Origin of the sequence: Sutterella sp. KLE1602, assembly GCF_001578585.1 — a bacterium.
GTDB classification, from domain to species: domain Bacteria; phylum Pseudomonadota; class Gammaproteobacteria; order Burkholderiales; family Burkholderiaceae_F; genus Sutterella; species Sutterella wadsworthensis_A.
Window position 1 is genome coordinate 1 of sequence record NZ_KQ968502.1, and the last position, 12,126, is coordinate 12,126.

The following is a 12,126-nucleotide window of genomic DNA, read 5'->3' on the forward strand; positions in this document are numbered from 1 at the left end:
ATCTAGTTGTATAGATTATTTTCTAACTATTCCTGATGCAGGTCAAGGCGGCCCCAGAGAGGCGCTCTTCCCAACGCCTGTCTTTGGTATCCTTGCGGGTATTTGCCACTCATGTACGACACCAGGATCGTCAACAATGAGCAACGCCACCTTCTCCAGGAAGCCGCTCGTCGCGGCCGTCCTGACCACGCTCGCCGTCTTCTCCGCAGGCGCCATGGCCGGCGAAACCGAAGAAGCCAAAACGAATGTCAAGCTGACCATCGGCACCGCCGAGAGCACCACCGACAAGACCGTCGCGGGCACGGTCCAGAACGAACAGACCTGGGACGAAGCTTGGGCCAAGAAGTTCGACGACAAATTCACGAACGCCTCCGGCACGGTCACGATCGACGAAAGCACCGACGCGAGCCACAAGACGATCACGATCGGCAAGGGCACAGACGACAAGACTGCCGGCAAGCTCACCAACAAACTTTCCAGCCTGACGCTCAACGTCGGCCTTGACGTCGCTGAAGGCGGCACGTTCGTCAACAACGGCACGATCGAAGCCAACAAGGCGATCACGGTCAACGGCTCCCTTGTCAACACGGGCACGCTCAAGACCAACGCCGACGTGACGATCAACGGCCTCGCCAACAACACCGAATTTGAGGCCGCCCCCGCCTCCGTCGTCATGGGCGACATCACGCTCAAGAACGCCACCCTCACGAACAAAGACAAGGGCTACAAGCTCAAGACCGAAGCCGACAAGAAGGAAGGCGCAGACGACAAGACGCCCGAAACGCGCGCTCGCGTGAGTTACGGCAATGTCACGCTCAAGACCGGCGGCAAGTTCTTCAACGCCAAAAGCGCTCTTGACAGCGGCTCCAGCCTCACCATCGCCTCCGATGCCGTCAATGCCGAAATCAACGGCAAGTCCACTTGGGGCACCATCAAGGCCCAGAAGAAGAATGCCGTCACCGTCGGTGCCGCCGGCACCCTCTCCGCCGACCACCTTGTGTACGACTATGATGCCGGCACCAGCGCCACCATCGCCGACCTCGTTTCCGTGACCGAAGGCGGCACGTTCACCGTCAACAAGGGCCTCACCGTGAGCTCCTTCGCTCAGGGCGGATCCTTCGACCTCTCCAAGGCCGAATACAAGTACCTCGCCTCCGGCGCCTCCCTCACCTTCGGCAAGGCTCAGGCCTTCAAGCAGGTTGACGATGCCAAGGATGCCATCAACGGCCAGATCGATGCCGACGGCGACTACCATCAGGGCAACGTCACGCTTTCCAACTATGAGGCCGTCTGGAAAGAAGAAACCGCCACTTCCAAGACCGGTACCGAAGGCGATGCCGAAACAGACAAGAAGGGTTCCTGGGATGTCACCAAGTTCGGCTCCGTCACGGTCTACAACAACGCCCGGCTCACGATTTCCAACAACAAGGCAGAGAAGGCTGACGACCTCACAAAACATGGCTACTCGGCCTCCCTGTCGCTCGGCAACCTCACGCTCAATTCGACGGTCCTCAAGGTGACGCCGTCCTTCAAGGTTGAAAAGCTCGAGGGCTTCATCCAGACCGCCCTTGAAAAGGTTAACAAAGACGTCACCGATGACGACAAGATGATCAAGCTCGACACCTCCAAGTGGACGAAGGACGACTACGCCAAGAACCTCGAGAAGTTCCTCGGCACGCTGACCGAAGAACAGAAGGAGAAGTTCACGATCTCCTACGACAAGTCCATCAAGGATGATACCGACAAGCTTGCCATCGGCGAAGCCACTGTCGACGCGGTTCAGAAGATCACGAACAGCGACGTCGCCATCGGCTCGATCACGTTTGCCACGACCGAGACCTCCGTCCCGGCCGACATGTCGAAGCTTGACAAGACCGTCGCCACCGCCGACGGCAAGGAAGAACCCGTTGACCGCGGCTCCGTCACTGTCGACGCCATCACCCAAGCCATGGGCACCCAGACGCTGAAGATCAAAGACAACTCCCGCGTTGAAGTCGGTTCTCTCTCGCTCGGCGACGGCACGCTCCACATCACTGGTTCCGACGTCATCATCCACAAGACCGACAAGATCAACGGCACGCTGACGGCTGAATCCGGCTACCTCGGTCTCAACATCGCCACGACCATGGCCGACAAGGTGAAGGCCGACACGCCGTCCACCACCGGCACCACCCCGAACTTCGTCCTTGAAGTCGGCGCGCCCGTCGTGTTCGGTGAAGACGCCAAGGTGACCTTCGGCACTGCCACGAAGAAGACCGCCGACACCCCCTCCGAACCCGAGAAGTTTGGTGCCGAGCTCACGTTCGCCGGCGACACGACGCTCAAGTTCGACGCCGCCAACTTCAACCGCAACGCGCTCTTCACGGCCGAAGGAACCAAGGGCAAGATCGATGCCACCGGCACGATCAACCTCGAAGGCTCCAACCTCACCTGGGGTGCCTACAAGCTTTTCGAGAACTTTGACCAGTCCGGCATCGCTAAAGAAGAGCTCACCTTCACGGACGGCAAGCTCACCGCCGCCGACGCCTGGAAGGACCAGGTCGGCGACAATTTCACGATTGAGAAGAACTCCGAAGGAGAATGGATGATCGTTGCGGGCGGCAAGACCGTCGAAGGCTCCGGCCTCAACGTCTCCGCGAAGAACCTCGTCTCGAAGATCTTCGCCGGCGAACGCTCCACGGGTCCCGACACCCAGCTGATCAACCAGATCCTCTCCACGGGCGCCTCGCTCCAGGAGATCAGCAGCATGATCAACTCCGTGACGGGTCTGGGCGCCATCTCCGGCGTCAAGGCCATGACGGTTGACTTCCAGGGCTACACGGCCGACATGATCGAGCATCATGCCGCCACGATGCCCAAGGAAATGGGCGGCTGGTGGATCCAGCCTCTGGGCGCCCGTCTCAAGACGGACGACCTCTCCATGGGCGGCTCCGCCTACGGCTACTCCCTTGACACCTACGGCATCATGGGCGGCTTCGACACCCATTTGAAGAACGGCTGGACGATCGGTGCCGCCGCCTCCTACCAGTCGGGTGATGCCGACGGCGAAGGCGACGTCCTCCCCGTCTCGACCGATGTCAAGAACGTCGGCCTGCACCTCTGGGGCTCCCGCATGTACGGTGAGACGAACGTCATCGGCACGCTCTCCTATGTGACGACCGACGGCGACGTGACGATGCAGCTCGGCAACCTCGAGCTCGCCTCCGAACTCAAGGCCAAGGCCCTCTCCGCCGGCATCCGTGCCGAACGCGAGTTCAAGACGGGTGCCTTCACGCTGACGCCGCACGCCGGCGCCCGCCTCTCGATCGTCGACATGGACGACTATGAAATCGCCGCCGGCACCACGAAGCTCTTCGACGTGTCCGAAGACAAGGCCACGATCTTCGAAGTGCCCGTGGGCGTGACGGTCCAGACCCCGTCCTTCATGTTCCAGACCTTCGAGGTCAAGCCCTATGTTGACGTCACGCTCCGCGGCCGCTTCGGCGACACGGAATCGTCCTACACGCTTGAAGGCTCCTCCACGACCGACACGATCGACTACGACGTTTCGGGCAGCTTCGTGGGCGACCTCAAGGTCGGCTACATGTCCACCTACAAGAACCTCAACCTCGGCATGAGCTACGGTCTCTCCGCCGGTGACGCCGGCCGTCAGAACCACGCCATCGAGGCCACGATGCGCGTCGACTTCTAATCGACCGCTCACGGTTCCGACCTGACGAAACGCCCGGTCCTCCTCACGGAGGGCCGGGCGTTCTTTTCGTCCGCAAACCGTCATCGGGACTTCGTCTCAGACGAGACGACGCGCAGCGGACCTCCTGGGACGGACCTTGAAAAAAAGGCCCGCCGTTCCTTCGCAGGATCGGCGGCCCCGAATCGCCGGCATTTCAGCCGGCCAGGAGGTCGGTACAAGAATTGTCATCTCAGGTGCGGTCATGTGCACCTGTTGAAATCCAAAAAAGCGGCCCGCCGCCCCCCACACGAGGCCGGCAGGCCCAAAACGCCGGCCGTCAAGCCGGCGCATCCGAGGTGCTGCTGTTCCCCTGTTGTTCGCAGCCGTTAGTTTTTGTCCGAGAAACCGACGTCAGGACGGTTGCCCGCCCGTGACGCCGTTCCCCTGTACGCCCTGTTGAGCCGCCTCAGGCGGTCTTGTCATTGAGGAAGTCGGGCCAGCTTCTCGTGCGCTCGGGCGCGGGCTGGGCCTGTGCGCACTTCGTGATGAGAAGGTTGGGCTTCGTGTAGTCGCCTGCGGCGAGCGGCGCGATCATGCCGTCGTCGCCGTGGCGCTTCCTGAGCTCCTCGACGGTGCCGAAGTCCAGCGCGCGCTGCGGGCAGGCGGCGACGCAGACCGGAAGCTCCTTCCTTGCAAGACGGTCGACGCACATGTCGCACTTGCGCATCTTGCCCGCCTTGCGATCGAGCTTCGGCGCCTCGTAGGGACAGGCGACGGCGCAGGCACCGCAGCCGATGCAGACGTCCCTGTCGATGAGGACGAGGCCGCCGAGCTCCTCGTGGCGGGCGTGGGCCCCGGTCGGGCAGACGCGCACGCAGGCTGGTTTCGAGCAGTGGTTGCAGGAGACGGAGACGAAGTAGGCCCAGACGTTCTGGGACCAGCTGCCGTCCTCATTGCGGCTCCAGCTGCCGCCCGTTTCCTCATGGACGGTCCTGAAGGCGAGCTTCGGATCCTGAATGTCGTTCTTGTCCCTGCATGCGATCACGCAGGTCTTGCAGCCCGTGCAGCGCGAGCTGTCGAAATGAAAGGCGTATTGAGTCTTCATGGCGTTTGAGGGTCCTTGGGTCAGCCCCTGAACTTTTCAACTTGGACGAGGTTCGTGTGCGAGGGATTGGCCTTCGCGAGCGGCGTGGGCTTGAGCTGGGTGAGCACGTTGAAGCACCCGCCCCTGTCGAGTCCCTTCTCGTCGGGCCTGTACCATGCGCCCTGCGGGAAGGCAACGAGGCTCGGAATGATCCTCGGCGTCACCTTGACGGGGAGCACGAGTGCGCCGCGGTCGTTGAAGACGCGAACGAGCATGCCCGTCTTGAGGCCCCTGGACTGCGCATCGACGGGATTCATCAGAACGACGTCGGGATGCGCTTCGCGCAACCACGGCACGTTGTGATAGGTCGAGTGCGTGCGGCCGGGACCGTGGTAGCCGAAGGCCTCAAGCGGATACTGCTTCGCCTTCGGGTCCACCTGAACCATTTCGTCCGTCGGCACGTAGCGCGGGATCGGATGAATCTCCTGTCCCCTGCCCTCGGGCAGCTTCCAGGTGCGGGCGATCTCGGCAAGACGTTCGGAATAGATCTCGATCCTGCCGCTCGGGGTCTCGAGCGGATGCTTGTCGGGATCCCTGCGGAAGTCCTCCATGACGATCCCGCTGTCGCCCTCCATGCGGTACTTGTAGATGCCGGTCCTGCGGAATTCGTCCCAGGCGGGCATGCCGGGGAGGTTCTTCCTCGCCTCGGCGTAAAGCCGGCGCACCCAGCCCTCGAGGTCGAGCCCCTCGGTGTAGGCGGCCTCGCAGCCGAAGCGTCGGGCGAGCCCGCGCATGATCTCCCAGTTGGGCTTCTGCTCCCACTCGGGATCGATCGCCTTGTCGCTGAGCATCAGGTAGTTCTGGTCGCCCACGGCATAGGAGTCGGCCATGAGGTCGATCGACTCCTGATGGCAGACGTCGGGGAGCACGTAGTCGGCGAACATGGCCGAGGGCGTCATCTGCGTGTCGACGCAGACGATCGTCTCGACCTTCGTCTCGTCCTCGAGGATCGGACGGAGCTGGTTGATGCCGCCGTGCTGGTTGATGAGCGTGTTCGACTGGGTGTTCCAGATGAACTTGATGTTGTGCCTGAGGGCCGGCGCGCCGCGCACGGCGGCGGTTTCGGCCGTGAGCGAGGCGGCGTCGACGACGGCCTGCGGCCACAGGAAGACGGGCATGCCCACCTTGACGGGGTTGGCGCCCGTGGGCAGACCGGCGTCAAGGCCGTAGGAGTCGCCCTCGCGGGCACCCGAATTGGTGCCGGGCAGGCCGATCTGGCCGAGCAGAATCGGGAGCATGGCGATGCTCGTCGACTGCGTTTCGCCGTTCATGCGGCGCTGCGGCGCCCAGCCCTGCGAGATGAAGCAGGGCTTCGCGGCGGCCATGTCGCGGGCAAGGCGCACGATGCGCTCTGCGGGCACGTTCGTGATGCCGGCGGCGCGCTCGGGCGTCTTCGGAGTCTTGTCGGGACCGAGGCCGAGGATGTGGCTGCGGTAGCTCGAGCCGGGCTTGGCGGACGCAGGGAGCGAGTCCTCGTCGTAGCCGATCGTGTAGCGGTCGATGAAGGCCTTGTCGACGAGGTTCTCGGTGATGAGCACGTAGGCGATCGCCTCGCAGAGGGCCGCGTCGGTGCCGGGACGGATCGGAATCCACTCGGCGTTGCGTCCGGCCATTGTGTCGGAGTAGCTCGGGTCGATGAAGACCATGCGCGTGCCGTTCCTGCGTGCGGCGCTGAAGAACTCCCAGGACTGTCCGCCGCCCGAGGCGCGCGTGACGGCGGGATTGTTGCCGAACGTGACGTAGAGCTTCGCGTTCTTCACCTGCGAGAAGTAGGAGCCCTGGCCTGCGGCCTTGCTGCGCACGCCGCCGTAGTCGAAGCGGCCGTAGAGGTACGGCCAGGCGTTCTGGATGCAGGCTGTGGAGTAGTCGGAGTACCAGGCAAGCGAGCCGCCGATCATGTTGAAGAAGCGGTAGGTGGCCGCGCTCGAGTTGACAAGCGCCTGATTGCCCGAGCCGTGCATGATCATGACGGACTCGTTGGTGTGACGGTCGATGGTGTCCTTGAGGCGGGCGGCGATTTCGTCGAGGGCCTGCTCCCAGGAGATGCGTTCGAAGCGGCCCTCGCCGCGGCGGCCGACGCGCTTCATCGGGAACTTGAGGCGCTCGGGCGCATAGATGCGCTGGCGCATGGATCGGCCGCGCTGACAAGCGCGGATCTGCGTGCAGCCGCCGTCGATGGTGCTCGCGGAGGCGTCGCCCGAGGCGTCCGTCTCGATGCGGATGACGCGTCCGTTCTTGGAGAAGACGCGGAGCTGGCAGCGGGAGCCGCAGTTGACTGCGCAGCCGCTCCAGGTCATGACCTCGATGTCCGCGGCCGCCCTGGCAACGGCGGCGCTCACGGGCGTGGGAACAAAGGCGCCGAGGCTGAGGGCGCCTCCGGCAACTGCTGACTGAAAGACGCGGCGGCGTTGAAGATCGACCGTCATGGATCACCTGCACTGTTGAAGGTCCGGCGGACGCCCCATTGCGTCCGCCCCTGCGGGCCTTCTCCGTGGCGTGGGAGATTCGGAGCGGCCCTTCGATGTGCCTTCATGATAAGGAGCGCGCATTTCCGCCCCGTTTCCGCAGGGACGGGATTGTTTCAGGGAAATAACATCCGTGATCCGCGCCGCGTGCAGGTCCTCTTCTTCAGAGGCCGAAGTCCTCGTCGTAGTTCGTGAGGTCTCCCATCAGGTAGCCGACGTTCGTGAAGGAGGAGATGATCATGGGATTGATCCCGTTGGCGGAGAGCTTCTTGCGGATGCGCGCAACCGCCACCCTGAGGCGCGCGACGTCAACCTCGCCGTCGCCCCAGCCCTGGCGGAGCAGCTCCGCATAGCGGATGACGGCACCGGGGTGCTTCGCGAGGGCCGAGAGGATCCTGAACTCCTGCTCCGTGAGCGGGACGGAGCGCCCGCGCCAGAAGAGGTCGTGCTCGGCGGTCCGCAGTTCAAGCGGGCCGTTTGCGACGACCTTCGAGACCCGCATGTCGGAGCCTGAGGCGCGTCGAAGCAGCGCCCTGATGCGCACCTCGAGCTCCGCGAACGCAAAGGGCTTGACGAGGTAGTCGTCCGCCCCCGTGTTGAAGCTCTTCGTCTTGTCCTGCAGGAGGTCGCGCGCCGTGAGGATCATGACGGGCACCTTTGAGAAGGTTCTCAGTTCGGCGAGCGTCTCGTGTCCGTCCTTGACGGGCATCATCAGGTCGAGCACGACGAGATCGGGCTCGACGGGCGAGCGCCTGAAGACCTCGAGGGCCTCCTCGCCGTCCTGCGCCTGACAGACGTCAAAGCCCGACTGCTCGAGGAATTCGGCCGTCAGGCGCCTGATTCGCGTTTCGTCGTCGGCGATGAGAATGAGAGGTCGTGTGGTCATGTCTGTCGGGAGCCTCCGGCCCGTACTGCGCACCGTCGTCGTATCCGTCCGCAGGCCTGCGGTGCGCATGGAGGCCTGCGGGAAAGGAATGCGTCAGAGCCCGTCGGTCTGCGAGGGCATCGGGAGCGTGATCCTGAAGACGGTCCGTCCCTCAAGTCTGAGCGCCTCGATGCGTCCGCCGTGGGCGCGGCAGATCGCGCGGCAGATGACGAGGCCGAGCCCCGTGCCGCCCGTGCGGCGCTTGTTGCCCTGCTCGACCTGATAGAAGCGGTCGAAGAGCTTTTCGGCCTCGCCCTCGGGGAAGCCCGTGCCCGAATCGCAGACGTCCACGACGAGCATTTCGTCAACGCGTGCGCGGAATTCGATGCGGGGTTCCTCGCCCGGCCTTGCGTGGCGGCAGGCGTTGGTGAAGAGGTTGACGAGCAGCTCGACGAAGGCCGACGGATCGACGCGGATGCACTCGGCCTCCTCGGCGATGTCGTAGTCGAAGCGGAATTCGTGGCGGCTTCTCACGAGTCTCACGGCGCGGGTGACGAGCGGCATGGTCTGCACGATGCGCGACTCGACCCTGTAGGAGCCGCCGTCGATTCTGGCCACGGAGAGCCAGTCGTCGACGATTCTGCCGAGATGATCGAGGTCCTCGCCCATGGCCGCATAGGCGGACTGCGGACCGTTCTCCTTGACGAGAAGGTCGAGCTGCAGGCGACAGGCGGTGAGCGGGGTGCGCAGTTCGTGCGCGACGATGCTGATGAGGTCGTCCTTCATGCGCTCGACTTCGGTCCTGCCCGTCACGTCCCTGAAGAGCACGCAGCAGCCACTGCGCAGACCGTCCGCAGCCGCGCCGAACGGGAAGGCGTCGCACTCGAGCACCAGGCTTCGTCCGCCCGCCTCGATCGTGACGAGGGCCGTGCCGTCGCTTCTGCGCTCGAGTCCGCTGCGGCAGACTTCGGCCAGACGCGCCATGCCGTCAACGCCGATCAGGGTGCCCGCCGCATGATTGCCGTAGCGAAGCCGCCAGTCCTCGTCGAGCAGCATCATGCCCTCGTGAATGTCGTCGAAGACCTGTGCGAAGAGACGCTCGCGGGCCTCTAGCTCGCTGCTTCTGCGCTCGACGGTCTCCTCGAGGCGGACGTTGTCGGCCTCAAGCCGCCGCCTGCGGTCGTCGAGCTTTTCGCGAAGCGCCCTGTAGGCCCTCTGGAACTCGAGAAACTCCTCGGGGCCCGATGCCAGCGTCGTCTCGGGCGTGCCGTAGGAGGCCTCGTCCAGGTCTCCGCGCAGCCGCCTCATCGAGCGGCTCAGGGGCCTGATGGCCGCAAAGCCCGCGGCGGCCGTGAGCGAGAGCACGAGCACGGCCAGAAGAAGCGTGCGTCCGATCATTTCGCGCCTGTCGGCGATGCGCTCCTCCTGGGGCTTGAGCGCGATCATGGTCCACTGCGGCGCGCCGTGAGAGAAGCGGTTGGCGCTCATCCAGAAGCGTTCGCCCGCCTCCTCGATCAGGCCCTCGCGCCCGAGGGCGTGGTCCCAGACGGCTCGTCCGGAAAGTCCCAGAACGGGCCAGACGTAGCGGCGCTCCTCGTCAAGAAGCACGAAGCGCACGCCGCGCATGTTGTACATCGCCGCAATGTCCCTGAAGAGCTCGCCTCGCTCGGCGGTCCCCTCGATCACGACGTCCGCCCTGTCGGCAATCCGCCTGTAGAACCTGAGCGAGCCGCCGTCGTCGCCGGGCTCGAGCCTCCAGGCCGTGCCCCCGGACCGCGCCGCACGGGCGGCGGGCGTGTCGGCTCCCGTGCACTTCAGTGACTTTATATAGGGATTTGCGGCTGCGAGCTCCGCGAGAAAGCCCTCGAGCGAAGCGCACGTCACGCCTGCGCGCAGGCGCTTGGCGGTCTCGGACTCGACGTGGGCCGCAAAGACGTCAACGCTCTTCATCCTCTCGACGAGAAAGGCCGAGCCGATGCCCGTGAAGAAGCGCTGCTCCCAGTCGTCCTTGGCAAGGCTCGACCGGATGTCGCTCCACTGCAGGAGGCTCCAGGCAATGAGCGGCACGAGCGCCGTGGTTGCAAGCGCCGCAATGACGTAGGTGCGGAATTTCATCTTCATGAGGGTGATTATGCACAATCTTGCGCACCGCGAGAAGACGAAGGCATCCCGTTTCCTGCCGAAGAACCCAAGCGCCGCCGGCTCGCTCAGCGTCCTGCCGCGGCCCCTCCGATGAGAAGCCGCTTCATCGCCTCGTGAAACACGGGGACCGCAATCGTGCCGTGGGTCTCGCGCGGATAGTCCTCCACGACAACCTTCGCATCGGGCCCGGCAAAGCCCTCGAGCGCCGCCCTGAAGCGGTCTTCGGAGGCGAGATTCCGGCTTGCCGTCGTGCCGCCCGTCTTCCTCAGGACCGAGCCGAAGCCCGCATAGACGAAGGCGCCCGAGCGCCCCGCCGCAGGATTCTCCTCCAGCATTCGGACGAGCACGCCGCCGTCCCACCAGAGCGACGGATCGGCCGCCACCCAGGCGTCAAAGAGCGCGGGGCGGGAAGCCATCGTCGAAAGCGCAAAGAGACCTCCGAAGGAGTGTCCCATGAGGACGTGCGTCACGGCGCGACCTTTCAGGTTCAGGCTGAGGTTCGGGTTCGGGCTCGGGTTCCGGCCGGGGTTCGAGCTCAGGCTTGAGTTCAGGCTCCGCGGCCTGCTTGGGTTCGGGTTCCGCCGCGGGTTCGGGCTCAGGTTCCGGCTCGGGCACCGCAGCGGGTTCGGCGGCGGTGGCGGGGGCCGCCACGGCGCTCTCGAACTGTGCGACGGCGAGCATGATGCCCTCTGCGCCGACGGAAGCGGGTGCGGGCGCGAGGGACGCGCCCCAGACGGCGAGCGTCAGGCACGGGAGGTAGAGCGCGCAGGCTGCGGCGAACGCCGTGCGGGTCTCGCCGCCCGCCTTAGCCGCGCTTTTCGGCGACAATGACGAAGTTTTCATGATGAACGCCCTTGATCATGTCGAGAAGACGGATGAAGTGCTCGAAGCTCGTGGTGCGGTCGATGCGAAGAACAAGCCGCACGTCTCGGGAGATGCCGCGGAGCCGCTCGTCGACCTCCTCGTGCGTGGCCTCCTCGCCGTTCCAGTGCAGGGTTCCCTCGCCCGTCACCTGGATGAGGACCTCGTTCGAATTCTTGAGGGGAGCCTGCGCGCTTCTCGACTCGGGCAGCGCAATCGGAATCTCGCCCTTTGCGATGAAGGTCGAGACCGAGAGCACCATGGCAAGGAGCACGAGCATGATGTCGATGAAGGGAACGATGTTGTGGGGCTCCTTCTTCGGGATTTCGATCGTCATGAGCTCTCCTCCGTCAGGCCCTGCGCCTTGAGGCGACGTTCATCGCGCGCTGCAGGCCGTTGTAGGAGATGAGCGTCGGAATCGCGACGGCCAGACCGAGCGCCGTGGCCTTGAGCGCAAGGGAGAGGCCCGTCATGATGCGGCCCGCGTCGATCGCGCCCGTGCTGCCCATGTCGTAGAACGTGAGCATGATGCCGATCACCGTGCCGAGCAGCCCGACGTAGGGGGCGTTCGAGTAGATGATGTAGAGCGTCGTGAAGTTCTTCGTGAGCGCAATGCCGCGCTCCTCCTAGGAGGCGTAGTCCGCCGGCCTGTAGCGCTTGAGGAAGAGCATGCGCTCGATCGTGAGCCAGAGTGCGACGAAGCCCATGAGGCCGAGAATGCCGAAGATCACGTAGTCGACGGCTTCCTTCATCCATTCCATATGGGGTTCCTGTTGTGGTGGTTGTGGTTTGGCTTCCGGAGCCCGCAGTGCGCGAATGCGGTCCCGCCCAATGGGACGGAACCGCACCGCCGTCGTCGGCATGGTCACCTCGAGCCACTTCAACATGCTCGGCCTCAAGTCCAAGGGCTCCCTCATCGGCAACGAGTTCGGCGTGAATCCTCCACGCCCAATTATTAATTGGACGGGGCTTCCCTGCC

At 64.3% G+C, this 12,126-nt stretch carries 10 protein-coding genes; 1 reads left to right on the forward strand and 9 read right to left on the reverse strand.

Annotated features, from left to right (window positions below; genetic code table 11):
* The first annotated feature begins 136 nt into the window (after nucleotides 1–136).
* The gene (locus HMPREF3036_RS02565) at nucleotides 137–3,691 is read left to right on the forward strand and encodes an autotransporter family protein (RefSeq protein WP_062331269.1); all 3,555 of its coding nucleotides are present in this window, start codon (nucleotides 137–139) and stop codon (nucleotides 3,689–3,691) included.
* A 445-nt stretch (nucleotides 3,692–4,136) separates the two neighbouring features.
* On the opposite strand, the gene HMPREF3036_RS02570 is transcribed toward HMPREF3036_RS02565, so the two are convergent.
* The 9 genes from HMPREF3036_RS02570 to HMPREF3036_RS12435 form a co-directional block, all read right to left on the reverse strand.
* A complete protein-coding gene (locus HMPREF3036_RS02570) occupies nucleotides 4,137–4,775 on the reverse strand; it encodes a DMSO/selenate family reductase complex B subunit (RefSeq protein WP_062331271.1) in 639 nt (212 codons plus the stop codon).
* 20 nt (nucleotides 4,776–4,795) lie between these two features.
* Nucleotides 4,796–7,240: a DMSO/selenate family reductase complex A subunit gene (locus HMPREF3036_RS02575; RefSeq protein ID WP_062331274.1), complete on the reverse strand. Its 2,445-nt coding sequence runs from the start codon at nucleotides 7,238–7,240 to the stop codon at nucleotides 4,796–4,798.
* A 202-nt stretch (nucleotides 7,241–7,442) separates the two neighbouring features.
* Nucleotides 7,443–8,165, reverse strand: a complete 723-nt coding sequence (locus HMPREF3036_RS02580) for a response regulator transcription factor (protein WP_038006872.1) — start codon at nucleotides 8,163–8,165, stop codon at nucleotides 7,443–7,445.
* Between the two features lie 93 nt (nucleotides 8,166–8,258).
* Nucleotides 8,259–10,265: a sensor histidine kinase gene (locus tag HMPREF3036_RS02585; RefSeq protein WP_062331277.1), complete on the reverse strand. Its 2,007-nt coding sequence runs from the start codon at nucleotides 10,263–10,265 to the stop codon at nucleotides 8,259–8,261.
* Between the two features lie 86 nt (nucleotides 10,266–10,351).
* A complete protein-coding gene (locus tag HMPREF3036_RS02590; RefSeq protein ID WP_005435116.1) occupies nucleotides 10,352–10,702 on the reverse strand; it encodes an alpha/beta hydrolase in 351 nt (116 codons plus the stop codon).
* Entirely contained in the window at nucleotides 10,677–11,114 is a 438-nt protein-coding gene (locus tag HMPREF3036_RS11470) for a hypothetical protein (RefSeq protein ID WP_082897322.1), read from the reverse strand. Before HMPREF3036_RS11470 ends, HMPREF3036_RS02590 begins: the two co-directional genes overlap by 26 nt.
* Nucleotides 11,092–11,484, reverse strand: coding sequence for a biopolymer transporter ExbD (locus tag HMPREF3036_RS02600; protein ID WP_005435114.1), 393 nt, complete (start codon nucleotides 11,482–11,484; stop codon nucleotides 11,092–11,094). The genes HMPREF3036_RS11470 and HMPREF3036_RS02600 overlap by 23 nt, the downstream gene beginning before the upstream one ends.
* Before the next feature lie 13 nt (nucleotides 11,485–11,497).
* Nucleotides 11,498–11,761: a MotA/TolQ/ExbB proton channel family protein gene (locus HMPREF3036_RS12220; protein ID WP_255358795.1), complete on the reverse strand. Its 264-nt coding sequence runs from the start codon at nucleotides 11,759–11,761 to the stop codon at nucleotides 11,498–11,500.
* Nucleotides 11,762–11,773: 12 nt separating this feature from the next.
* Nucleotides 11,774–11,908: a MotA/TolQ/ExbB proton channel family protein gene (locus HMPREF3036_RS12435; protein ID WP_005435112.1), complete on the reverse strand. Its 135-nt coding sequence runs from the start codon at nucleotides 11,906–11,908 to the stop codon at nucleotides 11,774–11,776.
* Nucleotides 11,909–12,126: the final 218 nt, after the last annotated feature.

Coding starts and splice junctions, on each gene's coding strand:
- HMPREF3036_RS02565 (WP_062331269.1), top strand. CDS start 137: ATGAGCAACGCCACCTTCTCCAGGAAGCCGCTCGTCGCGGCCGTCCTG.
- HMPREF3036_RS02570 (WP_062331271.1), bottom strand. CDS start 4,775: ATGAAGACTCAATACGCCTTTCATTTCGACAGCTCGCGCTGCACGGGC.
- HMPREF3036_RS02575 (WP_062331274.1), bottom strand. CDS start 7,240: ATGACGGTCGATCTTCAACGCCGCCGCGTCTTTCAGTCAGCAGTTGCC.
- HMPREF3036_RS02580 (WP_038006872.1), bottom strand. CDS start 8,165: ATGACCACACGACCTCTCATTCTCATCGCCGACGACGAAACGCGAATC.
- HMPREF3036_RS02585 (WP_062331277.1), bottom strand. CDS start 10,265: ATGAAGATGAAATTCCGCACCTACGTCATTGCGGCGCTTGCAACCACG.
- HMPREF3036_RS02590 (WP_005435116.1), bottom strand. CDS start 10,702: ATGGCTTCCCGCCCCGCGCTCTTTGACGCCTGGGTGGCGGCCGATCCG.
- HMPREF3036_RS02600 (WP_005435114.1), bottom strand. CDS start 11,484: ATGACGATCGAAATCCCGAAGAAGGAGCCCCACAACATCGTTCCCTTC.
- HMPREF3036_RS12435 (WP_005435112.1), bottom strand. CDS start 11,908: ATGGAATGGATGAAGGAAGCCGTCGACTACGTGATCTTCGGCATTCTC.